This is a genomic window from Citrobacter sp. BIDMC107 (assembly GCF_001037575.1).
In the GTDB taxonomy this organism is placed as follows: Bacteria; Pseudomonadota; Gammaproteobacteria; order Enterobacterales; family Enterobacteriaceae; genus Citrobacter; species Citrobacter freundii.
Map to the genome: position 1 here is coordinate 125,112 of NZ_KQ089848.1, position 26,738 is coordinate 151,849.

Below are 26,738 nucleotides of genomic sequence, written 5' to 3' on the forward strand. Positions count from 1 at the left end.
AGAAGGGACTAAAGCGCGTTGCGCCAGTGTTGCTCACCCGCAAGCAAGAAAGTGGAAGAGGTACGAAGAAGTGAAGGTAAACGCAAAAACATCCTGAACATATTGTCCATAATATTACAATTATCCGCAGTGTTGCTTCTCATCATCGCGGATGATAATTGTCCTCGGTAGTTAAACACAGATGATTTGTATCATAGCTTCAATACGAACTCAAAGTCTTTTCACTTCTTTACCTGCCCCGTTTGATTTTTGTTATAACGGCTCGACGCAAATCACACTATTATTCAGATTCAAAAATCAAAAACGCAGGAATACACATGGCGAAACCGATCATCACGCTTAACGGTCTAAAAATAGTCATTATGCTGGGCATGCTGGTTATCATCCTGAGCGGCATTCGCTTTGCCGCAGATATCATCGTCCCCTTTATTCTGGCGTTATTTATAGCCGTTGTGCTGAACCCCGTGGTGCAGCGGATGGTCAAGCTTCGCATACCGCGCGTATTTGCGGTGTCATTGCTCATCGTTATTATTGTAATGCTAATGGTACTGCTGTTAGCGTATTTAGGCACATCCTTAAATGAGCTTGCGCGTACGCTACCGCAATATCGCTCTTCACTGGTTATTCCACTAAAAAATCTTGAACCATGGTTACAACGCGCAGGGATCGGCGTTTCCGTGGATGAGCTCGTCAAATATATCGATCCAAACGCGGCAATGACGCTGGTGACCAATTTGCTGGCGCAGCTTTCGAATGCTATGTCATCGATCTTTTTACTGCTACTGACGGTAGTTTTTATGCTGCTGGAAGTACCGCAACTGCCCAACAAACTAAAACAAATGATGAGTCGCCCCATTGAAGGTATGGCGGCGATTCAACGCGCCATCGACAGCGTATCTCACTATCTGGTGCTTAAAACGGCAATCAGCATTGTGACCGGGTTGGTCGCCTGGGGCATGCTTGCTGCATTGGATGTGCGCTTTGCCTTTGTCTGGGGATTACTGGCCTTCGCCCTGAACTACATCCCTAATATCGGTTCGGTATTGGCGGCCATTCCCCCTATTGCTCAGGTGCTGGTATTTAGCGGCCTTTACGATGCGCTGGTGGTTCTGGCAGGCTATCTGGTCATCAACCTGGTATTCGGGAATATCCTCGAGCCGCGGATCATGGGGCGTGGACTTGGACTGTCTACGCTGGTGGTTTTTTTGTCGTTAATCTTCTGGGGCTGGCTGCTCGGCCCTGTTGGGATGCTGCTTTCTGTTCCGCTAACCATCATTGTGAAAATCGCGCTAGAGCAAACCAATGGCGGTCAAAGCATTGCGGTGTTACTGAGCGATCTCAACAAAGAGTAAAATGCAAAACGGCCTCCGCAGAGGCCGTCTTAGTTTTCACTGACGATTACAACGCTTTCAGAATCGCATCCACGCTGGCTTTGGCATCGCCAAACAGCATATGCGTGTTTTCTTTAAAGAACAGCGGGTTCTGCACACCAGCATAGCCCGTGTTCATCGAACGTTTGAACACGATGACGTTCTGCGCTTTCCATACTTCAAGCACCGGCATACCGGCGATCGGGCTGTTTGGGTCATCCTGTGCCGCCGGGTTTACCGTATCGTTGGCACCAATCACCAGCACGGTATCGGTATCGGTATCGGCGAAATCATCGTTGATCTCGTCCATTTCCAGCACGATGTCATAAGGGACTTTGGCTTCCGCCAGCAGTACGTTCATATGACCGGGCAAACGCCCTGCTACCGGGTGAATACCGAAGCGCACTTTGATGCCGCGTGCGCGCAGTTTCTCGGTGATTTCCGCGACCGGATACTGTGCCTGAGCCACTGCCATGCCGTAGCCCGGGGTGATTATCACGGAGTGCGAGTTCTTCAGCATTTCTGCTGTGTCTTCCGCAGTAATCTCACGGTGTTCACCGACTTCTTCTTCTGATCCGGTAGAAGAACCGTCAGAACCAAAGCCACCTGCAATAACGCTGAAAAATGAACGGTTCATCGCCTTACACATAATGTAAGACAGGATCGCACCAGAAGAACCGACCAGCGCACCGGTAACGATGAGCAGATCGTTGCTCAGCATAAAGCCCGCCGCCGCCGCAGCCCATCCTGAATAGGAGTTGAGCATTGAAACGACCACCGGCATATCCGCACCACCGATGGAGGCCACCAGATGCCAGCCAAAAGCCAGTGCAATTATGGTCATCACCAGCAGCGCCAGAACCTGCAGGCCCACGCTTTCGGTACGGACAAATACCACCAGCAGCAGGAAAGAAACAACCAGCGCCGCCAGATTCATTTTGTGACGATTCGGCAGCATCAGCGGTTTAGAGGAGATCTTGCCGCGCAGTTTGCCAAAGGCCACCACAGAACCGGTAAAGGTTACCGCACCGATGAAGATACCCAGGAACACTTCCGTCAGGTGAATGTTCACCAGAATCGGCTCCAGGCCCGTGTCGTGATACAGGTAGCTGTTGAAGCCCACCAGTACCGCTGCCAGACCAACGAAGCTGTGCAGAATTGCCACCAGCTCCGGCATCTCGGTCATCTCAACTTTCTTCGCCAGACGAATACCAATCGCGCCGCCGATGATCATCGCCACCAGGATCCACGCAACATTGCCGGTATCCGGGCCAAAAATCGTGGCAATCAGCGCAATCGTCATCCCGGCGATACCGTAGTTGTTACCCTGCTGAGAGGTTTCGTGTTTCGAAAGCCCCGCCAGACTAAAAATAAACAGGATAGCGGCAACAATGTATGCAGCTGTAACTAATCCTCCAGACATATGTTACCCCTTAGTTTTTCCGGAACATTTTCAGCATGCGCTGAGTCACGGTGAAGCCACCGAAAATATTAATGCTGGCAATAAGCACCGCGATAAAGCTCAGGAAACTCACCCAGCCACCCTGGCCAATTTGCAATAACGCCCCAACCACGATAATCCCTGAGATAGCGTTAGTCACAGACATCAGCGGAGTATGCAACGCATGTGACACATTCCAGACCACGTAGTAACCCACCACGCAGGAAAGCGCGAACACCGTAAAGTGACCAAGGAACTCTTTCGGCGCAACGTCGGCGAGCCAGCCAAACAAAATCACCACCAGCGCCATCAGCGCATATTTGCGCCACGGAGAGACAGGTTTTTTCTCTTCTTTCGGTGCAGGTGCGGCTTTTTGCGCAGCCTGCGGCTGAGCAGAAACCTGGATAGGTGGCGCAGGCCAGGTGATTTCACCCTCGCGAACCACCGTGACACCGCGAACAACCACGTCGTCAAAATCGACGGTGATATTGCCGTCTTTCTCTTTGCACAACAGTTTGAGCAGGTTGACGAGGTTGGTGCCGTAAAGCTGGGAAGATTGCGTTGGCAAACGGCCAGGCAGGTCGGTATAGCCGATAACCTTCACCCCGTTCTCGGTGGTTGTCACCTGATTAGGCACGGTATATTCGCAGTTACCGCCGTTTTGCGCGGCAAGATCGACAATTACGCTGCCCGCTTTCATCGAATCGACCATTTCACGGGTAATCAGTTTCGGGGCCGGTTTGCCCGGGATCAGCGCAGTGGTAACAATAATGTCGACGTCTTTCGCCTGTGCAGCGAAGAGTTCCATTTCGGCTTTGATGAACGCCTCGGACATCACTTTGGCATAGCCATCACCGCTGCCCGCTTCTTCTTTAAAGTCCAGTTCAAGGAACTCGGCGCCCATACTCTGCACTTGTTCCTTCACTTCCGGACGGGTATCAAAAGCACGCACGATAGCGCCCAGGCTGTTTGCCGCACCGATCGCCGCAAGACCTGCCACACCCGCACCAATCACCATGACCTTGGCAGGTGGAACCTTGCCTGCGGCGGTGATCTGGCCGGTGAAGAAGCGACCGAATTCATGTGCAGCTTCAACAATAGCGCGATACCCGGCGATGTTCGCCATTGAGCTCAAAGCATCCAGCGACTGTGCGCGCGAAATACGCGGCACGGAGTCCATCGCCATAACTGTCACGTTTCGCTCTGCAAGCTTTTGCAACAGTTCAGGGTTTTGCGCGGGCCAAAGAAAGCTCACCAGCGTCGTGCCCGGATTGAGTAACGGAATTTCCGCCTCCTCCGGCGCATTGACCTTCAGGATGATCTCTGACTGCCAGACTGCATTTCCATCAACAATTTCTGCGCCTGCTTGTACAAACGCCTTATCGTCAAAACTCGCCAGTTGACCTGCACCGCTTTCAACCGCGACGCTGAAACCTAACTTAAGCAGCTGCTCAACCGTCTTCGGCGTGGCTGCAACGCGGGTTTCATTGGTTAACCGTTCTCTTGGTATGCCAATTCGCATAATGTTCCCTTCCATCTGTAATTATGATGATGGTTTATCAATGTTCGCACGAGGCATGCGCGCACTCTCGAGAGAGGTCAGTGTTACCTCAATAAAATAAAACAGTAACAAACTCTGTATAACCTACTGAAAATGACGCCTGTGATCTAGCGCCAAAAAACAGTATTTATTATGAAATTCGCAAAATAGAGATGAATCGAACCTCAGACAGATAAAATGCCCTAAAAATAGCCCACAAAGGCTGATAATTCGCTTAAGCGAAGCGGCAAAACATGATTACGTACCTGCCAAAAACAATTAATTAACATTAAATTAACTTATGAAATTCAACTGCTTTATCAGTTTTGGTCACCAAACGCCGAATTTTTCGGCATATCACAAAATGTTATCGATGTTGTTAAGCCAGGTGGCACGATGAGTGAAAAATGACGCAGACACTGACGCAATTTAAATGCAATAATCAGCGACGTTTCTAGTCAATAACAATACCAGTACCTGGTTTGCGCAAGGCGAAGGATTATTTTTATGAAGCTTAAGAACACTCTCCTGGCGTCCGCACTTATTTCTGCGACTGCTTTTTCTGTCAATGCAGCGACAGAATTGACGCCGGAGCAAGCGGCTGCCCTGAAACCCTATGACCGCATTGTGGTCACCGGTCGTTTTAATGCTATCGGTGATGCAGTTGCTGCCGTATCACGCCGTGCAGATAAAGACGGTGCAGCCTCCTTTTATGTTGTTGATACTTCAGATTTTGGCAGCGGCGGTAACTGGCGCGTTGTTGCCGACGTCTATAAAGCTGACGCTGAAAAAGCGGAAGCGTCAAAAAACCGTATCATTAACGGCGTTATGGAATTGCCTAAAGATCAGGCCGTTCTGATTGAACCTTACGATACCGTTACGGTACAGGGTTTCTACCGTAGCCAGCCTGAAGTAAACGATGCAATCACCAAAGCTGCGAGAGAGAAAGGTGCATATTCCTTCTATATCGTGCGCCAGGTCGATGCCAACCAGGGCGGCAACCAGCGTATTACCGCATTCATCTACAAAGCTGATGCGAAAAAACGCGTCGTGCAAAGCCCTGATGCAATCCCAGCAGATTCTGATGCCGGACGCGCCGCATTAGCAGCAGGTGGCGAAGCCGCGAAGAAAGTTGAGATCCCAGGCGTTGCGACTACCGCTTCTCCGAGTGCTGAAGTCGGTCGCTTCTTCGAAACGCAATCCACCAAAGGCGGACGTTACACTGTCACGCTACCGGATGGAACCAAAGTTGAAGAACTGAACAAAGCGACCGCCGCCATGATGGTACCGTTCGACAGCATCAAGTTCACCGGTAACTACGGCAACATGACGGAAGTTTCTTATCAGGTAGCAAAACGCGCTGCGAAAAAAGGCGCGAAGTATTATCACATCACCCGCCAGTGGTCAGAACGTGGTAACAACGTGACGATCAGCGCCGATCTGTATAAGTAATACCCAATGTATTATCAGGTCTACAGTCCTTGTAGACCTGATAATTTCGCGCAGTTCTGCTCCCAGACAAAACAAAAACAGCAGTATTAAGACGACTTTTCACACTATTAGTCACAAATCTCTCTATCCCCATTGCATGCGTTCTCTTCTCTCCGTAAAATCCCGCGCCTTAGTGGCTTTCACCATTTTTATGCGGTTTGCCAAAATAATTATTCTCTCACTCTCGTTTTTGTAACTGGATACAAATGGAAAAGAAATTGGGTCTGAGCGCACTGACCGCGCTGGTTTTAAGCTCAATGCTCGGCGCTGGCGTTTTCAGCCTGCCACAAAACATGGCGGCAGTAGCCAGCCCGGCTGCATTACTGATTGGTTGGGCGATTACCGGTGCGGGTATTCTTTTGCTCGCCTTTGCCATGCTGATCCTGACGCGTATCCGTCCTGAACTGGATGGCGGTATTTTTACCTATGCGCGTGAAGGTTTTGGCGAGCTGATTGGCTTCTGCTCCGCGTGGGGATACTGGCTGTGTGCCGTTATCGCTAACGTTTCGTATCTGGTCATTGTCTTCTCTGCACTCAGCTTCTTTACCGACACGCCTGAGTTACGTCTGTTTGGCGACGGTAATACCTGGCAGTCGATTGTGGGCGCATCGATGCTGCTGTGGATCGTACACTTCCTTGTGCTGCGCGGTGTGCAAACGGCAGCCAGTATTAACCTGGTCGCGACGCTGGCGAAATTACTGCCGCTGGGTCTGTTTATCGTGCTGGCATTCATGCTGTTTAAGCTCGACACCTTTACTCTCGATTTTACCGGCGTAGCATTGGGCGTTCCCGTCTGGGAGCAGGTCAAAAACACCATGCTCATCACCTTGTGGGTATTCATCGGTGTGGAAGGCGCGGTGGTGGTTTCTGCCCGTGCCAGAAACAAACGCGATGTCGGACGCGCCACGCTGCTGGCGGTACTTGCCGCGCTGGGCGTTTACCTGCTGGTCACCCTGTTATCTCTGGGCGTTGTCGCACGTCCCGAACTGGCGGAGATCCGTAACCCGTCAATGGCCGGTCTGATGGTTAAAATGATGGGACCATGGGGCGAAATTATTATTGCCGCAGGTCTGATTGTTTCCGTGTGCGGCGCCTATCTAAGCTGGACGATTATGGCGGCGGAAGTGCCGTTCCTCGCCTCCACGCACAAAGCGTTTCCGCGCATTTTTGCGCGACAGAACGCGCAAGGCGCGCCATCGGCGTCGCTATGGCTGACCAACATCTGCGTACAGCTCTGCCTGGTGCTGATCTGGCTTACTGGTTCCGACTACAATACGTTATTGACTATCGCCTCAGAGATGATTCTGGTGCCCTATTTGCTGGTCGGCGCATTTCTGTTAAAAATTGCAACCCGTCCGATTCATAAAGCTGTCGGTATCGGGGCGAGTATTTATGGCATATGGTTATTGTATGCGTCAGGTCCGATGCACCTGCTGCTGTCCGTAGTGCTGTATGCGCCAGGACTGCTGGTTTTCCTTTATGCCCGTAAAACGCACGCGCATGAAAACGTATTAAAACGCCAGGAGATGGCGCTGATCGGCCTGCTGCTTGTTGCTGCTGTGCCGGCTACCTGGATGCTGATGGGGTAACGTTATACCCATCGTTCGCGACATATGGAGATTACGATGGGTAAAAAAAACCCTTTGCCAATTCTTATCACCGGAGGTGGTCGTCGTATCGGCCTCGCCGTCGCATGGCACTTTCTGAACCAAAAACAGCCAGTTATCGTCAGCTACCGTACGCACTATCCTGCCATTGACGGCCTGCGAGAAGCGGGCGCAATTTGTATTCCTGCTGACTTTTCCACGGATGAAGGTGTGCTGGCCTTTGCTGATGAGGTCAAAGCTCAGACGGATGGCTTGCGCGCCATTGTGCATAATGCCAGTGCCTGGCTTGCAGAAAAGCCTGGTACACCGCTGACCGATGTGCTGTCAGCCATGATGCAGATTCATGTCAATACGCCCTACCTGCTCAACCATGCACTGGAAGGATTGCTACGCGGTCATGGACACGCGGCCAGCGATATAATCCATTTTACTGATTATGTTGTGGAGCGCGGCAGCGACAAGCACATTGCTTATGCTGCCAGCAAAGCGGCGCTGGATAATATGACCCGCTCGTTCGCGCGCAAACTGGCACCGGAAGTGAAAGTGAACGCGATCGCCCCTTCACTTATCCTGTTTAACGAGGGTGATGATGCAGAGTATCGCCAGCAGGCACTGAACAAATCACTGATGAAAACCGCGCCAGGTGAAAAAGAGGTCATTGATTTAATTGACTATCTGTTAACCAGCTGTTTTGTCACCGGACGTAGTTTTGCCCTTGATGGTGGGCGTCATCTGCGTTAGTGCAGTTTGATCCAACAAAAGATCAGCAACCACGCGCTCAGGCCCCAGCACACCACTGATCCGCCGAGCGCAACGGGTAAGCGCATAAATCCGGTGAAATACCACAGTGAAACGAGGTAGACAAAATAGGGAATAATCGACCACATGCTGAATATGATGGTTGTACGTAACGCCTCGATCCCGCGTTCACTGGCCACGATATAGTGGGCAATCAACGCAAACGTCGGGAACAACGGAATTAATCCGGCAATATAGTAATTCTTTGTTTTCGCCAGCAAGCCAATCAACACCACCACCAGCGCACCGAGCGCCGCTTTTATAACGAGTCCCATCACTCTGCCTTAACACATCAATAACATCAGCCCCTAGCATAACGGAAGCGTTCTTGTTTAGAAAAGATTAATGGAAGGAAAAATCAGGGCGGTGTATGTTGGCGTTTTATATTCAAAAATTAATGATATGAACACCATCGTATTTGTTGAAGATGATCCCGAAGTTGGCTCACTGATTGCAGCCTATTTGGCCCGGCATGATATTGAGGTTATCCTTGAACCTCGTGGTGATTTGGCCGAGGAGAAAATCCTGCACGTTCAACCCGATCTGGTGTTATTAGATATCATGCTGCCGGGCAAAGACGGGATGACTATCTGCCGAGATTTACGCGGACGCTGGCAAGGCCCGATTGTCCTGCTCACCTCGCTGGATAGCGACATGAACCATATCCTGGCACTGGAAATGGGCGCCTGTGACTATATTCTGAAAACCACGCCGCCAGCGGTGCTGCTGGCTCGCCTGCGTCTGCACCTGCGTCAGAATGAGCACTCAACCCAGTCTAAAGGCATTCAATCGGCGACCATCACACCGCACACAACGCTGCGCTTCGGCACACTCACTATCGACCCAACCAACCGCTCCGTGTTGCTCGGCGGCGAGCAAGTTTCTCTTTCCACCGCTGATTTTGAATTACTGTGGGAGTTGGCAACCCATGCCGGGCAGATTATGGACCGCGATGCGTTGCTTAAGAACCTACGTGGCGTAAGCTATGACGGCATGGATCGCAGCGTAGATGTCGCGATTTCCCGGTTACGCAAAAAACTGCTCGATAATGCGACTGAACCTTATCGAATCAAAACAGTGCGCAACAAAGGTTATCTCTTTGCACCTCACGCCTGGGACGACGAGCCACAGAAGTAATGCCATCGGGCCGATCTCATTGATCGGCTGGATTATTCACAATACGTTACACTGTCACTTAAAATCGTCTACAGAACAGGCATACAAACACCATCCGACGCCGTTCCACACTTTTTGTGTGGCTGTTACCCTCCCCCCTCCCTATAATCCGTCGCGGTCCTGAACCCTTATGGTTCATCATTTTTTTTCGCACTAACAAAACTCTTTCCGGCATTTCAGGTGCTGAATGAGGCAAGAGGCTACAATATGTTCGTTTCGCTCGCGTATATCGCGTTCTTTTTGGTTTGTTCATGGGCAATTTTCAGAATCAACCAAAAAAGTCACTCTCTTTCAAAAAGCGTCTTCATCGCTATTTTTACGGGTGCCGTTATCGGTTTATCCCTGCATCTCATTGCTGCTGACGAAAGAAAAACAGTTATCGACTGGTACAATGTTATCGGCAACGGCTATGTGAATTTACTGAAGCTGGTTGCGGTACCGCTGATTTTCATCTCTATTCTCTCTGCCATTAATAAGCTCGAAAACAGCGCTGGCATTGGGAAAATGTCGTTAACCATCGTCGGATGCATGCTCTGTCTGGTAATGGTTGCCGGTTTTATTGGGCTGTTGACTGCGCATGTATTAGGCCTGGACGCCAGTGCGTTTGTTCATATGCAGTCCACGCTGACGGCAGACGATGTAAATAAAACAGCCGCCATTTCACTGCCTAAACTGGTTACATCTCTGATCCCCACGAATATCTTCCTCGATCTAACAGGGGCAAGAAGCGTTTCCGTCATTGGCATTGTTATCTTCACCCTACTTGCCGGCGTGGCATTATTAAAGGTCAAACAGGACGCCCCGCAAGAAGGTGAAAAATTAAGTGCTGGCATTAACGCTATCCAGATTTGGGTGATGAAAATGGTGCGTATCGTTATTGCTCTCACCCCTTATGGTGTGATGGCATTAATGGCTGGCGTATTTTCCGCGTATCGATTTGAACAATTTGCCAGTCTGTTAGGCTTTATTGCTGCCTGTTACCTTGCGATTCTGATGATGTTTATCGTCCACGCACTGATACTGGTTCTGAGCGGTAATAATCCCGTTCACTATTTTAAAACTGTCTGGCCAGTTTTAACCTTTGCATTTGTTTCACGCAGCAGTGCAGCATCTATTCCACTAGCTATTTCCGCACAAGAAAAATTTGGCGTGCAAAACACCATTGCCAATATTGCGGCTTCATTCGGCTCCAGCATGGGTCAAAATGGCTGTGCCGGGATCTATCCGGCTATTATGGTGGCGATGATTGCTCCAACAATTGGGATTGATCCGCTATCAGTACATTTTTTGCTCGCCATGCTACCTGCGATTGCGCTGGGTTCTATTGGGGTGGCGGGTGTAGGCGGTGGCGGAACATTTGCTGCGCTGATCGTCCTTTCAACACTGAACTTCCCGGTCGCGCTGGTGGGGATTTTCATTGCTATCGAGCCTGTCGTCGATATGGCCAGAACGGCATTAAACGTGAACGGTTCGATGATGTCTGGCGTGCTGGCTAACAGGCTCCTGAAAAAGAGTGCTGAAAAACCACAACCCGTGAACGCGAATTAGTCAGTCCTAAAAAGATCAAAGCCTTCCTGTTGCTGGAAGGCTTTCTTTTGTGTCAACTAAACGTCAGCCCGTCGTATTTTTTCCAACGGTAATTTACGGCAGAGATAATCCAGCAGCCGATAAAGACGCCAATAATCGCAAAACCGACATTCCCCATATGGTCACTTAAATTGCTGACGGTATCCCACAAACCACCCTGGAGCGAAAACGCGTCAGAGAGAAGCCCCAGCGCCTCCAGTCCGCCAATAAATAGCGCTACAATCACGGAAGTCCCGGTAATGGTCATATTGTAATAGAGCTTGCGTTGCGGCTTATTGAACGCCCATCCGTAGGCCTCAACCATCAGAATACTGTCGAGACAATCAATTAACGCCATACCGCAGGTAAACAGCGCCGGGAACACGAGAATTGACCAAACCGACATGCCACTGGACGCGCTTGAAGCAGAAATTCCCAGCAAAGAAATTTCAGTGGCGGTATCAAAACCCAGACCAAAAAGAAAACCGACAAAATACATATGCCAGTCTTTGCCTACCAACCGAAACGCTGAGCGGAAAAGCCAGTTCAGAGGACCTGAAACTGTAATATCTTCCGTGGTGCCATCGTAAGTACCGGTGCGTTTAAGATGGCGGAATGCCTTCCAGACCTGGCAGAAAATAATGAGATTAATGGTAGCCAGAATCAGCAAAAACGCGGCAGAAACCGAAGTTCCTATCAGACCGCCGACATTCTGAAACCATGCCATATGTTGCTTAAACACGCTGGTGGTCAGTGCAATGCCTATGCTTGCCAGTACCACAATGGTGGAGTGTCCCAATGAAAACCAGGCTCCCGTCGTCAGGGCGCGTTTTTTCTGCTGCATGAGTTTACGTGTAGCGCTGTCTATCGCGGCGATATGATCGGCATCGACAGCATGGCGCAAACCGTAGCACCACGCAATCAGACTCAGTGCAAGCAATGACGTGTTGTTGCTAAACGCGGTGAAAGCCCACAGCCACGCCACGATGTTTGCCCCAATGAGTAAGACCATCAACAAAAGAATATTCGGGCGTTTTTTAAATAATGAAAACAATGCGTTCATTGTTTCCCACCAATTAAATTTGAGCTAAACAACACACCACCACTCACTGATTAATTAATATAACGTTGATCAGGCTAATGATAACTCTTAAGAATTACTAACCCAGTGTCGTAGATCAAAGTTGATTATCACCTGAAGCAAGTTCCGCCATCGCTAGCTCCGCGATACGCAGAGGTACCGTTGCGCTGTCCCCCTCTTGCAGAAACCAGACGGACGACAACCCACACCAGGCAACAATCCACATCAGCAAACGTTGCCGTTCAATTCTTGCGATTTCAGACACAATGTTGACTCGTTGTGTGAATGTTTCCGGCTCAATGGCAACAGGTCTGGTGGGTTCGGCAAGATCAGGGTTAGTAAAAATATTGGCGTAATCAAAGCCACGCTCGCCTAGCAGCCCTTTGGGATCGATAGCCAGCCATCCTCTCGTTCCGAAATCAAGAATATTGCCGTGGTGTAGGTCGCCGTGTAATACGACTTCATCTTGGGGTGAAGATAGCAGTACATTTGCCACCGCTGCACAACGCGTCAGGATACCGCCATGCTTTTTCGCGGCGGGAGCCAGGTCGCTAAACCAATGGTGCAGAGGTGTTAACGCTGGCGTAGACGCATTCCGGGAGAAATGGAGTCTACTGGCAGCATGGCAAATAATGCGACAAGCCTGCGCATCGTTACCAGTCCAGGACATGTCCGCTAAAGACCCTGTCCCTGTCGCACGTTCCAGCAGAATCGCCCCTGCTGCATGAGCAAGTACTTTCGCTGCGCCATTTCCGTTCCACCAGACCATGAGTTCACAGCCGATCCGTTCACTGTCATCGTCGGTGATTTTAAGTATGGCTTTCTGACCGTCCCTGATGACCACTACAGGCAAAAGCTGTGATGTGTGTGTTTCAACCGGTTCACCATCTGGAGTGAGTCCCCAACGGTTGAGCCAGGTGTTGAACAGGCGATTTTCCAAACAATATCCTCATTTTTCTCTGGAAGATGGTAACCAAAAGGATCCGTGTCGGTATTATTCCTGTTTTCTTTTGGTTGAGCTACAACCTCCCACAGCCGTCATCACTGACTTAACGGGTTGAGCACTAACAGGCACATCCTTGTGTATCTGTGTGCCATGCTGACTGTGTTCGGTAAATAAGGAGGACACGATGATCACGTTATGCAAAACCTGTGGAACATCCTATGAGGTAACTGGTGCCCATCCGGAACAGTGCGATATCTGCCAGGATGAACGCCAGTATGTCCCTGCGAGCGGACAGGAATGGGTCGATTTTACCGCCCTGTGTGCATCGCATACAAATAAGTGGAAGCAACACGACAGTACTCTCCTCAGCATCCGCACCGTTCCTGATTTTGCAATTGATCAGCGCGCGTTTATTCTGCGTACCTCTGAAGGCAATATTTTATGGGACTGCATTGCCTCGCTCGACGATGCCACAAAAACGCTAATAACGTCCCTTGGCGGGCTTAAGGCTATCGCGATATCGCATCCTCATTACTACACCACCATGCAGGACTGGGCTGCAGAATTTAACGCACCGATTTACCTTCATGCCAGCGACAGAAGGTGGGTAATGCGCGACAGCCCGTGGATTAGATTCTGGGATGGCGACACCATTGAGTTAACCCGTGACGTCACGGTGATACGTCTCGGCGGACACTTTGCTGGCGGCTGCGTCCTGCACTGGGCGCGTGACGAAGGCGTGGTGCTTTCCGGCGACATCGTCCAGGTTACGCCAGGTGCGCATGCCGTCTCCTTTATGTGGAGCTACCCTAATATGCTACCGTTGCCAGCTGCAACGGTCAGCAACATTACCCAGAGACTGAGTACAGTGAAATTTAAGCAACTTTACGGCGCATTTGCAGGAAAAGATATTACGCAAAATGCCGATGAAATTGTGCGGCGTTCAGGTGAAAAGTATATTTCCTGCCTCAGATAAACCGGCAGTTTATTCACCAACCAGACTCAGGAAGGTAAAAATGGATAGAACTGATAAACCACGCCCATCACAGAAATACTCACTATCACACTGATAATGAAGTAGGTTTTGAAAGGCTGCTTTTGTGTTTTATGGCGAAAGATTTGTTGACCCGCTATCGCGCCACCCCATCCGCCCACAACGCCAAACACCAGCAATGTGGATTCCGGCACTCTACGCCAGTCCTTGCGTGCCGCCATTTTGTCCACGCCGTATAACAGCAACGTCAGTATGTTGGCGAGTAGAAACCATATGACAAGAGGGTGAGCGGTGAAAATGCAGCCGATCGCTGCAAAAATGAGTAGCGAATAACAACAGCGATTGAGATTCATATTTTCAGTCACAGCACTTTTCAGGAAGTTTCGTCACCCATTATACGCAAGGTCAGTCATCCCTGCCATGGGTGAGAATACCCCTTTTATTTTTATGCCTATATCCCCAGAAATAGCGGAAATTCTCTGGTCTGCGGCGTACCTAACAATTCAAACAAGAGAATCATTTTCATTATTCAGAACAAATGGTAATTTATTAAATCCAAATGGAGAAATTGTTCTGGAGTCGCAGGGATGAGAAAATACTCATATCCATATTTGTTTTTTGTCACCGTATTATCTCTCGGCGCAATTTTTCTTTTTTACTGGTGGAAGGTAACGATATACAGAGCGACTTTTCTCTACCCACTCACATCAAAATACCTCATACTTATTTCTCTGGCAGTGTCATTTTTAATCACCCTATTTCTGGTAGGTAATGGGATAATGAAAAAAAGTCCCTTCCAAACTTATCTGAAATTATTTGGTAGCATCAGCATTGCCATGGTGCTGTTTTCAGTGATCACAATTATGGCGATAACCTGGTTCATTCCAGGTGTCCCCTCGTCCTATACTGCTCCATACACCTACTCTACAGGAAGTTCTAAAAGCTGTTCGGGGGCTGATGTTGACGATCCGGATCTCGGGACTAACATCAGAATTTGCTATCCCGAAGGTAACTACGAATATAACAACACAATCTATGTTGAGAAACGAAGTAACCTTTTAGGTGCGGTCGTAACATACGCCAGAACAACACCATCCCGATTTTGATTAACTTGCCGCTTACAAAGCAATGCGTTATCAAGCGAAAGGTCATTTCGCCCCCGTAGGGGCCATAAGAATGCAGAAAAGAGTTATACAGTGTACTCTGCCTGGATAAACACGCCAGATGGTGATCAGATAACCTTTCTGATCCGACGCATCGGCAGATACTGCTGTGCCCCTTTTCCCCTGAGGGACACGAGAACTCGCTAACTTATTGAGCGTTCGGTGATTTTTATGAAGAAACTGTTTGTGCAGTTTTACCTCCTGCTGTTTGTCTGCTTTTTGGTGATGACCCTGTTGGTCGGCCTGGTATACAAATTCACCGCAGAACGCGCAGGCAGACAATCGCTCGACGATTTGATGAAAAGCTCGTTGTACCTGATGCGCAGTGAACTACGCGAAATCCCGCCACGCGATTGGGGTAAGACGCTGAAGGAAATGGACTTAAACCTCTCATTTGACCTGCGTGTTGAACCGCTGAATAAGTACACACTGGATGCCCCAACCATGCAGCGTTTGCGCGAAGGCGATATTGTGGCTCTTGACGATCAATACACCTTTATTCAACGCATTCCTCGCAGCCATTATGTGCTGGCAGTCGGCCCGGTTCCTTACCTCTATTTTCTTCATCAAATGCGCCTGCTGGACATCGCGCTGATGGCGTTTATTGCTATCTCACTGGCCTTCCCGGTACTGATCTGGATGCGTCCACACTGGCAAGAAATGCTAAGACTCGAATCCGCCGCACAACGTTTTGGTGAAGGACATCTGAGTGAACGCCTTCATTTTGACAACGGTTCCAGCTTTGAGCGCCTGGGCGTAGCGTTTAACCAAATGGCCGACAATATCAATGCGCTGATCGCCAGTAAAAAACAGCTCATCGATGGTATTGCCCATGAGCTTCGTACTCCGCTGGTACGTTTACGTTACCGGCTGGAAATGAGTGATAACCTCACCGGGCAGGAATCTCAGGCGCTTAATCGGGATATCGGCCAACTGGAAGCGTTGATCGAAGAGTTACTGACCTACGCCCGCCTGGATCGCCCGCAAAATGAACTGAAGCTCAGTGTACCTGACCTGCCTGTTTGGTTGACAACCCATCTGGAGGATGTGCAAAGCGTGAATCCTGGCCGTACGGTGCACTTACGTCATCTCGAAACTGGCGACTACGGCGCGTTGGATATGCGCCTGATGGAGCGTGTCCTGGATAATTTGCTGAACAATGCCCTGCGCTATTGCCAGTCTACAGTGCAAGCCAGCCTGCTGCTGAACGGCAATCAAGCCACGCTGGTAGTGGAAGACGACGGTCCCGGTATTGCACCAGACGCTCGCGAACAGGTTTTTGAACCGTTTGTACGCCTTGACCCCAGCCGTGACCGGGCAACCGGGGGTTGTGGGCTTGGGTTAGCCATCGTCCACTCAATTGCTTTGGCTATGGGGGGGACGGTCGTCTGTGATGAAAGTGAACTTGGCGGCGCCCGGTTTACTTTCCGTTGGCCCGTCTGGCATAACATTCCCGAAATCTCAGCTGCCTGACCTTTTCTGCTCGGTGGTCAGGCGGCGGAGGTTGTGCTATAAAAAAGTATGTTGTAACTAAAATGGTAAACCTATGGCCCGTTACGATCTTGTTGACCGCCTGAACGGCACCTTTCGCCAGATGGAACAAGAACTGGCACTTTTGAACGAAAACCTGTTGCAGCAGACGCTGCTGATTGCGCGCGTATTCTCGTTACCGGAAGTGGTTAAAGAGGCAGAGCATGCCCCTCTGCAGAGCATTAATGTTAAGCAGCATTTAGGCAAAGAGGCTGAAGCGCTGGCACTGCTCCATTACCGTCACCTGTTTATTCAGCAGCAGTCCGAAAACCGCAGCAGCAAAGCAGCCGTCCGCCTACCGGGTGTATTGTGCTATCAGGTTGATAACGCGGCGCAATGTACTCTGGAAGAACAAATCCAGCGTATAAACCAGTTGAAAACCACCTTCGAGCGCATTGTTACAGTGGAATCAGGGCTGGCGCCGGCAGCACGTTTCGAATGGGTGCATCGTCATCTGCCAGGGCTGATTACTCTGAATGCCTATCGCACGCTAACCGTAGTCCGCGATCCGGCCACCCTACGATTTGGCTGGGCTAATAAGCACATCATTAAAAACCTGAAACGCGATGAAGTACTGCAGCAACTGGAAAAAGGCCTGACGTCACCGCGCAGCGTACATCCCTGGACACGTGAAGAATGGCAGGCGAAGCTTGAACGCGAATATCAGGATATCGCTGCCTTACCACAGCAGGCCCGCCTGAAGATCAAAAGACCGGTAAAAGTGCAGCCTATTGCCCGCGTCTGGTACAAAGGAGAGCAAAAACAGGTGCAATATGCCTGCCCGACGCCGCTGATTGCTTTGCTTAATAACGACAACGGTATGACCGTACCGGATATCGGTGAGTTACTGAATTACGATGCCGAAAACGTTCAGCATCGTTTTAAACCTCAGGCGCAGCCGTTGAGATTGATTATTCCCCGGCTGCACCTGTACGTTGCGGATTAACTGCCTGGCCGCATGCTGCCAACCATCAGCTCCGGGCGTACCCAGTTGTCGAACTCCGCTTCGGTTAGATATCCCAGCGCCAGAGCGGAGGCTTTTAATGTCAACCCTTCTTTATGGGCTTTTTTGGCAATTTCAGCCGCTTTATCGTAACCGATATGGGTATTGAGCGCGGTCACCAGCATTAGCGACTCGTTGAGCAGTTGATCGATTCGCTCACGATTAGGCTCAATCCCCGTCGCGCAATGTTCATTGAAGCTTTCCATACCGTCCGCCAGCAGGCGTACCGACTGCAGGAAGTTGTGGATGACCATCGGTCGATAGACGTTGAGCTCAAAGTTACCTGACGCCCCGCCCATGTTGATGGCGACATCGTTGCCCATCACCTGGCAGCAAAGCATAGTCAGCGCTTCACACTGGGTTGGATTGACCTTGCCTGGCATGATCGAGCTGCCCGGTTCGTTTTCCGGAATTGAAATTTCCCCAATACCACACCGTGGACCGGATGCCAGCCAGCGTACATCGTTGGCGATTTTCATCAGCGACGCTGCCAGTCCTTTTAGCGCGCCGTGAGCATGAACCAGGGCATCGCAGGTGGCGAGCGCTTCAAATTTATTCGGTGCGGTAACGAACGGCGCACAGGTGATGACCCGCAGTTCATCCGCAACCCGGCGGGCGTATTCGGGATGAGTGTTCAGTCCGGTACCTACCGCGGTTCCCCCCAACGCCAGCTCTGCCACGTGCGGTAAGCTGTTTTCAATGTGTCTGAGGTTATGTTCTAGCATTGCTACCCAGCCGGAAATCTCCTGGCCAAGCGTAAGTGGAGTTGCATCTTGCAGATGTGTACGACCAATTTTAACGATATCGGCGAAAGCGTGGGACTTATCACTGAGCGTTTTGGTCAACACATTTAATTGAGGGATCAGTGATTTATGCAGCGCCAGCAGTGCAGCAACGTGCATTGCGGTCGGGAAGACATCGTTCGAGCTTTGGCTTTTATTGACATCATCGTTGGGATGTACTTTTCGCTCCATCCCCCGCACGCCGCCCAGCAACTCGCTGGCCCGGTTTGCCAACACCTCGTTCATGTTCATATTGCTTTGCGTGCCGGACCCAGTTTGCCAGATGGCCAGCGGGAACTCTTCGCGGTGTTTATCTGCCAACACCTCATCTGCAGCCTGCATAATAGCCCTGGCTTTATCCTCCGCCAGCAGCCCAAGATCCTGATTAACCTTTGCTGCGGCGCGTTTCGTCAGCGCCAGCGCATGGATCAACGAGACCGGCATTTTCTCCGTAGAGATACGAAAATGTTCCAGTGAACGTTGGGTTTGCGCGCCCCAAAGCTTATCGGCAGGAACATCAATCGCCCCCATTGAATCATTCTCGCGGCGTACCGTTACCATTACCTGCTCCTTACATTAACAATTGATTAGGTTATGTTTCGACATTGCCCACTTGCGTTGGTCTTATGAGTATTAACGAGGATAAAACTGTCGTTTGGTGGTTCGTGCGGTAAAAAAAACCGCCCCGAAGGGCGGTTGACGTTACTTAACGCAGCGTGCGCACTGCGACGTCTGAATTTGCTGGAAGAAATCATTGCCTTTGTCATCCACCAGGATAAACGCCGGGAAATCTTCCACTTCAATTTTCCAGATGGCTTCCATCCCGAGTTCCGGGTATTCCACGCACTCCAGACTCTTGATACTGCCCTGGGCCAGCACCGCGGCAGGGCCGCCAATACTGCCTAAATAGAAGCCGCCATGTTTATGGCAAGCATCGGTTACCTGCTGGCTACGGTTGCCTTTCGCCAGCATAATCATGCTCCCACCAGCGGCCTGAAGCTGGTCAACATACGAGTCCATACGTCCGGCCGTGGTTGGGCCAAGCGAACCAGAGGCGTAGCCTTCCGGCGTTTTTGCCGGACCGGCGTAATAGATCGGGTGATCTTTAACATACTGCGGCAAACTTTCACCGTTATCCAGACGTTCTTTCAGTTTCGCATGCGCAATATCTCGGCCAACGATGATTGTACCGTTGAGTGACAAACGCGTAGAGACCGGATACTGCGACAGCTGAGCCAGGATCTCTTTCATCGGACGATTGAGGTCAACGCGTACCGCTTCGCCCTCTCCCGCCTGACGCAACTCTTCTGGAATGTACTTACCGGGATTATGTTCCAGTTTTTCGATCCAGATACCTTCACGGTTGATCTTGGCTTTGATATTTCGATCGGCTGAGCAAGAGACGCCCATACCAACCGGACACGACGCGCCGTGACGCGGCAGGCGGATTACGCGGATATCATGAGCAAAGTACTTCCCGCCAAACTGCGCGCCCAGCCCCAAATTCTGCGCTTCAATCAGCAGCTCTTTTTCCAGCTCCACATCACGGAATGCCTGCCCATGCTCGTTACCTTCGGTCGGCAGCTCATCGTAGTATTTAGCCGAAGCCAGTTTCACCGTTTTCAGCGTAGCTTCCGCTGACGTTCCGCCGATCACAAACGCAATGTGATACGGCGGACAAGCCGCAGTACCCAGCGTACGCATCTTCTCAACCAGGTAATTTTTTAATTTGCCCGGCGTGAGCAGCGCTTTGGTTTCCTGGTACAGATAGGTTTTGTTCGCCGAACCGCCACCTTTGGCAATACACAGGAATTTGTATTCATCGCCGTCGACGGTATACAAATCAATCTGTGCTGGCAGGTTGGTGCCGGTGTTCACCTCTTTATACATATCCAGCGCTGCGTTTTGTGAGTAGCGCAGGTTGTCTTCGATGTAGGTGTTATAGACGCCTCGAGCCAGCGCCTCCTCATCGCCACCACCGGTCCAGACACGCTGACCTTTTTTACCCACGATAATCGCGGTTCCGGTGTCCTGACAGGTCGGCAAAATGCCTTTTGCCGCGATGTCAGAGTTACGCAGAAATTGCAGGGCCACATACTTGTCGTTTTCGCTGGCCTCCGGGTCGCGCAGAATATCGGCTACCTGCTGTTGATGTGCGGGACGCAGCATAAACGACGCATCATGAAAGGCCTGACGAGCCAGCAGGGTTAAAGCTTGTGGCGCGACTTTAACAATCTCCTGCCCTTCAAATTCGGCAACAGAGACATAGTCGCTGGTCAGCAGATAGTATTCGGTATCATCCTTTTTGAGGGGGAAAGGATGCTGATAATGAAAGGGTTTGTTTGACATTGTGCTCTCACTTACTGCTCGGTCTGGTTATTCTCTGGGCAGATGTTCCGTTGCCCTGCTTCCCTGCCGCAGATCCGGTTGTAGAAGGAAGGGCTGTCTGCAACCGGAATCACTCAGGGTATTAAAAGCGAGTCTCCATATCCTACACATTTTTTTAACAAAAACTGAGACAAGTACGACTTTTTACATGTGCAGGTTACTTCCCTCAGGGTTTCTTGGTTTAATAGCCGTAGAAAATTCCACATTGAAACAGGGCTTGATAATGCAAAAACTCATCAACTCAGTGCAAAACTACGCCTGGGGAAGTAAAACGGCGTTAACGGAACTCTATGGCATTGCCAACCCCACTCAGCAACCGATGGCTGAGCTGTGGATGGGTGCGCATCCGAAAAGCAGTTCGCAGGTTCTGGGCGCTGACGGCCAGACGGTTGCTCTGCGCGACGTTATCGAGCACGATAAATCCGCACTGCTGGGCGATGCCGTTGCGCAGCGTTTTGGTGAGCTGCCCTTCCTGTTTAAAGTGCTCTGCGCTGCACAACCGCTTTCGATTCAGGTTCATCCTAACAAGCACAACTCTGAAATTGGATTTGCCAAAGAAAACGCCGCAGGGATCCCGATGGATGCGGCTGAGCGCAACTACAAAGATCCTAACCACAAACCGGAACTGGTTTTTGCTTTGACGCCTTTCCTGGCGATGAACGCATTCCGCGAGTTCTCTGACATTGTTGCATTGTTACAACCCGTCTCCGCCGCACATCCGGCTATTGCGCATTTCCTGGAAGAGCCGAGTGCAGAACGTCTGAGCTATCTTTTCGCCAGCTTGCTGAATATGCAGGATGAGGAGAAATCCCATGCGTTGGCGATCCTGAAATCAGCGCTGAACAGCCAGCAGGGTGAACCCTGGCAAACCATCCGTCTGATCGCCGACGTCTACCCGAACGACAGTGGGCTCTTCTCCCCGCTGCTACTCAATGTGGTGAAACTCAATCCAGGCGAAGCTATGTTCTTATTTGCCGAAACCCCGCACGCTTACCTGCAAGGTGTGGCGCTTGAGGTGATGGCTAACTCGGACAACGTGCTGCGTGCCGGACTGACGCCAAAATATATTGATATCCCGGAACTGGTCGCCAACGTGCAGTTTGTCGCCAAGCCAGCAAACCAGTTACTGACCACGCCGGTTAAGTCTGATGGCGAACTGGATTTCCCGATCCCGGTTGACGATTTTGCGTTCTCCCTGCATGAGCTTACTACCAGTGGCGCAGATATCAGCCAGCAAAGTGCGGCCATTTTGTTCTGCATCGAAGGTGAAGCTGTACTGAGCAAAGGCGAGCAACGTCTGGTTCTGCGACCGGGTGAATCGGCCTTTATTGGCGCGAATGAATCGCCGGTTAACATCAGTGGCGCAGGTCGTTTAGCCCGGGTTTATAACAAGCTTTAGCAAGATACTGATATTTTTAACAACTCTTGCTAAGCTGTAGTGAGTTAAAGACATGTCACTCCTCCAGGCGTCTTAAAACGCCTGGTTTTATTTTATGGATATCAAAATGAAAAAATCGCTGGTAGCTGCGGGTGTGGTGGTTGCGCTGGGTATCGTCTGGACGGGCGGCGCCTGGTACACAGGAAAGAAACTCGAAACGCATCTCGCCGAGATGGTGACGCAGGCAAACGATCAGTTAAAACGTTTCTCCCCTGAGGCGGGTATTGAACTGAGTTATCAAAACTACCAGCGCGGGGTGTTCAATAGCCAACTGCAATTGGTGGTGAAACCAATAGCCGGGCAGGCAGATTCCTGGCTGAAACCGGGGCAAAGTATTGTGCTGGATGAAACGGTGGATCACGGTCCCTTCCCACTGGCCCAACTGAAGTCACTGAATCTGGTTCCGGCTATGGCCTCCGTGAAAACGACGCTAGTGAATAACGACGTTACCAAACCGCTGTTTGATATTGCCAAGGGTGAGTCGCCATTTGTCATTAACTCCCGTATCAGCTACAGCGGCGATACCCGTTCCGATCTTTCCCTTAAACCACTGAACTACGAGAAAGGCGACGAAAAAGTAGCCTTCAGCGGCGGGGAATTCCAGTTTACAGCAGACAAAGAAGGTAACGCTGTCTCGCTGACAGGCAATGCGCAAAGCGGCGTGGTCAATGCGGTCAACGAGTATGACCAGAAAGTACAAATGACTTTCAATAATCTGAAAACTGAGGGTTCCAGCAGTATTGCCAGCTTTGGTGAGCGCATCGGCGACCAGAAATTGTCACTCGAAAAACTGTCGATCTCGGTCGAGGGTAAAGAGTTGGCGGTTCTGGAAGGCATGGGTATCGATGGCAAATCCGATCTGGTTAACGACGGTAAAACTGTCAACAGCCAGCTGGATTACACGCTGAACAGCCTTAAATTGCAGGGCCAGGATATGGGTAGCGGTAAGCTGACGCTGAAAGTTGCCCAGATTGACGGTGAAGCCCTGCATCAGTTCAGTCAGCAGTATAGCGCCCAAACCAAGGCGCTGATGGCGCAGATCGATGTGGTACAAAATCCTGAGCTTTATCAGCAAAAAGTCACCGAAGCTTTCTTCAATGCGCTGCCGATACTGATGAAAGGCGAGCCGGTTATCACCATTGCCCCGCTGAGCTGGAAAAATGCGAAAGGTGAAACCGCATTTAATCTGTCACTGCTGCTAAAAGATCCGACAGCAAATACTGAGGAACCACAAACGCTGGCTCAGGAAGTGGATCGTTCGGTCAAATCACTGGATGCCAAGCTGACGATTCCGGTCGATATGGCGACTGAGTTCATGACGCAGATCGCCAAAATTGAAGGCTATCAGCAGGAGCAAGCGGCCGATCTTGCGAAGCAACAGGTGAATGGCCTGGCGGCAATGGGTCAGATGTTCCGTATTACAACGATGCAGGACAACGTCATCGGCTCCAGCCTGCAATACGCAAACGGACAGGTTACGTTAAACGGACAAAAAATGCCGCTGGATGAGTTTGTTGGCATGTTCGGTATGCCTTCTCTTGGCGAACCGGATGCCCCGGCTATCCCGCAACAGTAAATACGCGTGACAACAGGCCCGATAACCGTGTGTTTATCGGGCCTTTTTTATTTGGCCACCACCAGACGGGCGGAAAGCGTCAGGTTACGCGAATGACCATCATCGTGCCCAATGCGCTGCAGCATGCGCTCAGCAAGGGTATATCCCATTTCACGCGCAGGCGTGCAGGCCCAAATAATGGGGATATCGTCCAGTGCATTTTCCGCTACATCGGCAAATCCCGCTAAGGAGATCTGCTGTTCGAAATAGCGATCTACGCCAATTTCACCACTCTGACGCCCTGCTCTCATCAGGCCAAACCAGGCGCCAACGGCAATGGTTTCGTTGTAGCACACCACAGCGCTGATCGTTGGGTTACGACGTAACAGCGCGGTTACCTCCTCTGCGGCCTGCTTCTGGCTGGATGAACACTCCAGCACCCAGTCGCTATGAAACGGTAAACCATACTTTAGCAACGTCGTACAATAGCCGCCGACACGCTCTGCGCGAGTCAATGAGGAACTCTGCCCCCCCAACCACGCGATTCGCTGATGCCCGTGGCGGATAAGATGTTCAACCAGCAATTGCGAAGCCTGCATGTTGTCAGGTCTGACGGTGTCGACATCATCCAGGTAGCTTGCCCGAGAAGCAAACACCACCGGTATCCCCTTATCGGCGGCCAGTTGTTGTAGGTCGTCGCTACTGCCGGCAGCCCCGGCGATCACCACACCATCAACCCCTTGATTTAGCAACATAGCGAAACGCTGCGCGAGCTGTTCGCCATCTTTGCCACCATGTAATAAAAAGACCATGCGCCCCTGCGTTTCTAATGCTTCCGTCAGACCCGCCGTCAACTCGGCGTAAAACGGCGTAGAAAGATCGCGCACAATCAAACCAATTACCCCGCTCTGCCCGCCACGCAGCGCCGATGCCTGGCGATTACGCACAAACCCGAGTTGCTCAATAGCGGCATTCACGCGTTCGCCTGTCGCGGATGAAATACGACCTTTTCCACTAAGCACCAATGAGACAGTACTGACCGAAACGCCCGCGGCCAGCGCAACATCATGGATGGTTATTTTTTTGGCTATAGCCATAAAAACGGAAAACTCCCTGATAACGTGACGGATAAAACGTTTTATCAATCACTTATATTTATACGCCCTATTATCGTTCGATAATGTGATTTATACCGCACTAAAATTAGGTAAAACGTTTTATCTTCTCGCCATCATTAGTCAGCTAGCTTTTACGAGGAGTCGTTTGATGACGACGAGAACTACACCAAAAATAACGTTATGGGAATTTTTCCAGCAGTTGGGCAAAACCTTTATGCTCCCCGTAGCGCTACTCTCATTTTGCGGGATCATGTTGGGGATCGGCAGCTCGTTAAGCAGCCATGATGTCTTAACACTGATCCCGGCATTGGGTAATCCGGTACTGCAGGCCATCTTTACCTGGATGAGCAAAGTAGGCTCATTTGCGTTTAGTTTCTTACCGGTGATGTTCTGTATTGCCATACCTCTCGGCCTTGCTCGCGAGAACAAAGGCGTAGCGGCATTTGCCGGTTTTGTCGGTTATGCGGTCATGAACCTTGCCGTCAACTTCTGGTTAACCGCGAAAGGTATCTTACCTACCACGGATGCCGCGATCCTGAAGGCCAACAACGTGCAGAATATCCTGGGGATCCAGTCGATCGATACTGGGATCCTCGGTGCTGTTATTGCCGGGATCATCGTCTGGATGCTGCATGAACGTTTCCACAACATTCGTCTGCCGGATGCGCTGGCTTTCTTCGGCGGCACCCGCTTTGTGCCTATCATCTCCTCGGTGGTGATGGGGCTGGTCGGGCTGGTTATTCCCCTGATCTGGCCGGTTTTCGCCATGGGCATTACCGGGCTCGGCCACATCATCAACAGCGCGGGAGAATTTGGCCCAATGCTGTTTGGTACCGGTGAACGTCTGCTGCTGCCGTTTGGTCTGCATCATATTCTGGTGGCGCTCATTCGCTTCACCGAGGCTGGCGGCACGCAAGAAGTCTGCGGTCACAGCGTGAGCGGCGCACTGACTATTTTCCAGGCTCAACTGAGCTGCCCGACAACACAAGGTTTCTCTGAAAGCGCAACCCGCTTCCTGTCGCAGGGCAAAATGCCTGCGTTCCTCGGTGGTTTACCGGGGGCAGCGCTCGCTATGTACCACTGTGCTCGCCCTGAAAATCGTCATAAAATTAAAGGGTTATTAATTTCCGGTCTTATTGCCTGTGTGATCGGCGGTACCACCGAGCCCCTTGAGTTCTTATTCCTGTTCGTTGCCCCAGTTCTGTATGTGATCCACGCCCTGCTGACCGGTCTTGGCTTCACTGTGATGGCAGTGCTTGGCGTCACCATCGGTAACACCGACGGTAACCTGATTGACTTCGTGGTGTTCGGCATCCTGCATGGACTCTCTACCAAGTGGTATCTGGTCCCTGTTGTGGCGGCGATCTGGTTCGCGGTGTACTACGTCATCTTCCGTTTCGCCATCACACGCTTCAATTTGAAGACACCAGGTCGGGACGTCGAAATTGCCAGCAATATCGAAAAAGTAATGGCTGGAGCGCCGGGTAAATCCGGTTACAACGTCCCTGCCATTCTGGCGGCGCTTGGCGGTGCGGAAAACATCGTCAGCCTGGATAACTGCATTACCCGTCTGCGTTTGTCAGTGAAGGATATGTCTCTTGTGAATGTACAGGCACTGAAGGACAATCGCGCCATTGGCGTAGTGCAACTCAATCAGCATAATCTTCAGGTCGTTATTGGCCCACAGGTCCAGTCAGTGAAAGACGAGATCGCAGTTCTGATGAACACCGTACAAGCTTAAGGACAATGAT

Annotated in this window: 23 protein-coding genes; 13 read left to right on the forward strand and 10 right to left on the reverse strand. The window is 50.8% G+C overall.

What is annotated here, in order from left to right; translation table 11 throughout:
* Positions 1 to 8: 8 nt before the first annotated feature.
* Positions 9 to 179: a protein YdgV gene (locus tag SK39_RS27735; protein WP_085951052.1), complete on the reverse strand. Its 171-nt coding sequence runs from the start codon at positions 177 to 179 to the stop codon at positions 9 to 11.
* A gap of 138 nt (positions 180 to 317) precedes the next feature.
* Here SK39_RS27735 and SK39_RS00595 point away from each other — a divergent pair, with 138 nt between their 5' ends.
* A complete protein-coding gene (locus tag SK39_RS00595; RefSeq protein ID WP_003028941.1) occupies positions 318 to 1,352 on the forward strand; it encodes an AI-2E family transporter in 1,035 nt (344 codons plus the stop codon).
* 46 nt (positions 1,353 to 1,398) lie between these two features.
* On the opposite strand, the gene pntB is transcribed toward SK39_RS00595, so the two are convergent.
* Entirely contained in the window at positions 1,399 to 2,793 is a 1,395-nt protein-coding gene (gene pntB / locus SK39_RS00600) for a Re/Si-specific NAD(P)(+) transhydrogenase subunit beta (protein ID WP_048216488.1), read from the reverse strand.
* Between the two features lie 10 nt (positions 2,794 to 2,803).
* Positions 2,804 to 4,333, reverse strand: coding sequence for a Re/Si-specific NAD(P)(+) transhydrogenase subunit alpha (gene pntA, locus SK39_RS00605; RefSeq protein ID WP_016150210.1), 1,530 nt, complete (start codon positions 4,331 to 4,333; stop codon positions 2,804 to 2,806).
* 525 nt (positions 4,334 to 4,858) lie between these two features.
* Here pntA and ydgH point away from each other — a divergent pair.
* From ydgH to folM, 3 genes are all read left to right on the forward strand, one after another.
* A complete protein-coding gene (ydgH, locus tag SK39_RS00610) occupies positions 4,859 to 5,803 on the forward strand; it encodes a DUF1471 family protein YdgH (protein WP_003028946.1) in 945 nt (314 codons plus the stop codon).
* 245 nt (positions 5,804 to 6,048) lie between these two features.
* The gene (locus tag SK39_RS00615) at positions 6,049 to 7,431 is read left to right on the forward strand and encodes an amino acid permease (protein WP_003843569.1); all 1,383 of its coding nucleotides are present in this window, start codon (positions 6,049 to 6,051) and stop codon (positions 7,429 to 7,431) included.
* A gap of 36 nt (positions 7,432 to 7,467) precedes the next feature.
* On the forward strand, positions 7,468 to 8,190 hold the full coding sequence (gene folM / locus SK39_RS00620; RefSeq protein WP_016150208.1) for a dihydromonapterin reductase: 723 nt from the start codon (positions 7,468 to 7,470) through the stop codon (positions 8,188 to 8,190).
* On the opposite strand, the gene SK39_RS00625 is transcribed toward folM, so the two are convergent.
* Positions 8,187 to 8,522 carry a GlpM family protein gene (locus SK39_RS00625; RefSeq protein WP_003028950.1) on the reverse strand — a complete coding sequence of 112 codons (336 nt, stop codon included), beginning with the start codon at positions 8,520 to 8,522 and terminating at the stop codon, positions 8,187 to 8,189. The two genes, folM and SK39_RS00625, sit on opposite strands and share 4 nt — an antisense overlap.
* A 118-nt stretch (positions 8,523 to 8,640) precedes the next feature.
* Between SK39_RS00625 and rstA the strand changes: the two genes are divergently transcribed.
* Together rstA and SK39_RS00635 are read left to right on the forward strand one after the other, a co-directional pair.
* Positions 8,641 to 9,384 (forward strand): two-component system response regulator RstA, encoded by a 744-nt coding sequence (rstA, locus tag SK39_RS00630; protein WP_170926231.1) that lies wholly within the window; start codon positions 8,641 to 8,643, stop codon positions 9,382 to 9,384.
* 246 nt (positions 9,385 to 9,630) lie between these two features.
* On the forward strand, positions 9,631 to 10,971 hold the full coding sequence (locus tag SK39_RS00635; RefSeq protein WP_003836391.1) for an L-cystine transporter: 1,341 nt from the start codon (positions 9,631 to 9,633) through the stop codon (positions 10,969 to 10,971).
* Between the two features lie 52 nt (positions 10,972 to 11,023).
* Here the strand turns inward: SK39_RS00635 and SK39_RS00640 are convergent, their stop codons facing one another.
* Complete coding sequence (locus tag SK39_RS00640) at positions 11,024 to 12,052, reverse strand: HoxN/HupN/NixA family nickel/cobalt transporter (protein WP_032935803.1); 1,029 nt, start codon at positions 12,050 to 12,052, stop codon at positions 11,024 to 11,026.
* A gap of 115 nt (positions 12,053 to 12,167) precedes the next feature.
* On the reverse strand, positions 12,168 to 13,010 hold the full coding sequence (locus SK39_RS00645) for an aminoglycoside phosphotransferase family protein (protein ID WP_016150204.1): 843 nt from the start codon (positions 13,008 to 13,010) through the stop codon (positions 12,168 to 12,170).
* A gap of 190 nt (positions 13,011 to 13,200) precedes the next feature.
* On the opposite strand from SK39_RS00645, the gene SK39_RS00650 reads away from it, so the two are divergent.
* The gene (locus SK39_RS00650) at positions 13,201 to 13,992 is read left to right on the forward strand and encodes an MBL fold metallo-hydrolase (protein ID WP_003028958.1); all 792 of its coding nucleotides are present in this window, start codon (positions 13,201 to 13,203) and stop codon (positions 13,990 to 13,992) included.
* 26 nt (positions 13,993 to 14,018) lie between these two features.
* Here the strand turns inward: SK39_RS00650 and SK39_RS00655 are convergent, their stop codons facing one another.
* Positions 14,019 to 14,363 (reverse strand): DUF1294 domain-containing protein, encoded by a 345-nt coding sequence (locus SK39_RS00655; protein WP_003028959.1) that lies wholly within the window; start codon positions 14,361 to 14,363, stop codon positions 14,019 to 14,021.
* Positions 14,364 to 14,597: 234 nt separating this feature from the next.
* Between SK39_RS00655 and SK39_RS27740 the strand changes: the two genes are divergently transcribed.
* The 3 genes from SK39_RS27740 (at position 14,598) to tus (ending at position 17,649) form a co-directional block, all read left to right on the forward strand.
* Entirely contained in the window at positions 14,598 to 15,116 is a 519-nt protein-coding gene (locus tag SK39_RS27740; protein ID WP_048216489.1) for a membrane protein, read from the forward strand.
* A 228-nt stretch (positions 15,117 to 15,344) separates the two neighbouring features.
* Complete coding sequence (gene rstB / locus SK39_RS00665) at positions 15,345 to 16,646, forward strand: two-component system sensor histidine kinase RstB (RefSeq protein WP_003028962.1); 1,302 nt, start codon at positions 15,345 to 15,347, stop codon at positions 16,644 to 16,646.
* 73 nt (positions 16,647 to 16,719) lie between these two features.
* Complete coding sequence (tus, locus tag SK39_RS00670; protein WP_048216490.1) at positions 16,720 to 17,649, forward strand: DNA replication terminus site-binding protein; 930 nt, start codon at positions 16,720 to 16,722, stop codon at positions 17,647 to 17,649.
* On the opposite strand, the gene fumC is transcribed toward tus, so the two are convergent.
* Positions 17,646 to 19,049 (reverse strand): class II fumarate hydratase, encoded by a 1,404-nt coding sequence (fumC, locus tag SK39_RS00675; protein ID WP_048216491.1) that lies wholly within the window; start codon positions 19,047 to 19,049, stop codon positions 17,646 to 17,648. The genes tus and fumC overlap by 4 nt on opposite strands.
* Before the next feature lie 141 nt (positions 19,050 to 19,190).
* A complete protein-coding gene (fumB, locus tag SK39_RS00680) occupies positions 19,191 to 20,837 on the reverse strand; it encodes a class I fumarate hydratase (protein WP_003028969.1) in 1,647 nt (548 codons plus the stop codon).
* A 262-nt stretch (positions 20,838 to 21,099) separates the two neighbouring features.
* Between fumB and manA the strand changes: the two genes are divergently transcribed.
* Both manA and SK39_RS00690 read left to right on the forward strand, forming a co-directional pair.
* A complete protein-coding gene (gene manA / locus SK39_RS00685) occupies positions 21,100 to 22,275 on the forward strand; it encodes a mannose-6-phosphate isomerase (RefSeq protein WP_032949235.1) in 1,176 nt (391 codons plus the stop codon).
* A gap of 106 nt (positions 22,276 to 22,381) precedes the next feature.
* A complete protein-coding gene (locus tag SK39_RS00690; protein ID WP_003028973.1) occupies positions 22,382 to 23,890 on the forward strand; it encodes a YdgA family protein in 1,509 nt (502 codons plus the stop codon).
* A 47-nt stretch (positions 23,891 to 23,937) separates the two neighbouring features.
* On the opposite strand, the gene SK39_RS00695 is transcribed toward SK39_RS00690, so the two are convergent.
* Positions 23,938 to 24,966, reverse strand: coding sequence for a Mal regulon transcriptional regulator MalI (locus tag SK39_RS00695; RefSeq protein ID WP_003843556.1), 1,029 nt, complete (start codon positions 24,964 to 24,966; stop codon positions 23,938 to 23,940).
* A gap of 169 nt (positions 24,967 to 25,135) precedes the next feature.
* Here SK39_RS00695 and malX point away from each other — a divergent pair, with 169 nt between their 5' ends.
* The gene (malX, locus tag SK39_RS00700) at positions 25,136 to 26,728 is read left to right on the forward strand and encodes a maltose/glucose-specific PTS transporter subunit IIBC (protein ID WP_003843555.1); all 1,593 of its coding nucleotides are present in this window, start codon (positions 25,136 to 25,138) and stop codon (positions 26,726 to 26,728) included.
* Positions 26,729 to 26,738: the final 10 nt, after the last annotated feature.

Coding starts and splice junctions, on each gene's coding strand:
- SK39_RS00595 (WP_003028941.1), top strand. CDS start 318: ATGGCGAAACCGATCATCACGCTTAACGGTCTAAAAATAGTCATTATG.
- pntB (WP_048216488.1), bottom strand. CDS start 2,793: ATGTCTGGAGGATTAGTTACAGCTGCATACATTGTTGCCGCTATCCTG.
- pntA (WP_016150210.1), bottom strand. CDS start 4,333: ATGCGAATTGGCATACCAAGAGAACGGTTAACCAATGAAACCCGCGTT.
- ydgH (WP_003028946.1), top strand. CDS start 4,859: ATGAAGCTTAAGAACACTCTCCTGGCGTCCGCACTTATTTCTGCGACT.
- SK39_RS00615 (WP_003843569.1), top strand. CDS start 6,049: ATGGAAAAGAAATTGGGTCTGAGCGCACTGACCGCGCTGGTTTTAAGC.
- folM (WP_016150208.1), top strand. CDS start 7,468: ATGGGTAAAAAAAACCCTTTGCCAATTCTTATCACCGGAGGTGGTCGT.
- SK39_RS00625 (WP_003028950.1), bottom strand. CDS start 8,522: ATGGGACTCGTTATAAAAGCGGCGCTCGGTGCGCTGGTGGTGGTGTTG.
- SK39_RS00635 (WP_003836391.1), top strand. CDS start 9,631: ATGTTCGTTTCGCTCGCGTATATCGCGTTCTTTTTGGTTTGTTCATGG.
- SK39_RS00640 (WP_032935803.1), bottom strand. CDS start 12,052: ATGAACGCATTGTTTTCATTATTTAAAAAACGCCCGAATATTCTTTTG.
- SK39_RS00650 (WP_003028958.1), top strand. CDS start 13,201: ATGATCACGTTATGCAAAACCTGTGGAACATCCTATGAGGTAACTGGT.
- SK39_RS00655 (WP_003028959.1), bottom strand. CDS start 14,363: ATGAATCTCAATCGCTGTTGTTATTCGCTACTCATTTTTGCAGCGATC.
- SK39_RS27740 (WP_048216489.1), top strand. CDS start 14,598: ATGAGAAAATACTCATATCCATATTTGTTTTTTGTCACCGTATTATCT.
- rstB (WP_003028962.1), top strand. CDS start 15,345: ATGAAGAAACTGTTTGTGCAGTTTTACCTCCTGCTGTTTGTCTGCTTT.
- tus (WP_048216490.1), top strand. CDS start 16,720: ATGGCCCGTTACGATCTTGTTGACCGCCTGAACGGCACCTTTCGCCAG.
- fumC (WP_048216491.1), bottom strand. CDS start 19,049: ATGGTAACGGTACGCCGCGAGAATGATTCAATGGGGGCGATTGATGTT.
- fumB (WP_003028969.1), bottom strand. CDS start 20,837: ATGTCAAACAAACCCTTTCATTATCAGCATCCTTTCCCCCTCAAAAAG.
- manA (WP_032949235.1), top strand. CDS start 21,100: ATGCAAAAACTCATCAACTCAGTGCAAAACTACGCCTGGGGAAGTAAA.
- SK39_RS00690 (WP_003028973.1), top strand. CDS start 22,382: ATGAAAAAATCGCTGGTAGCTGCGGGTGTGGTGGTTGCGCTGGGTATC.
- SK39_RS00695 (WP_003843556.1), bottom strand. CDS start 24,966: ATGGCTATAGCCAAAAAAATAACCATCCATGATGTTGCGCTGGCCGCG.
- malX (WP_003843555.1), top strand. CDS start 25,136: ATGACGACGAGAACTACACCAAAAATAACGTTATGGGAATTTTTCCAG.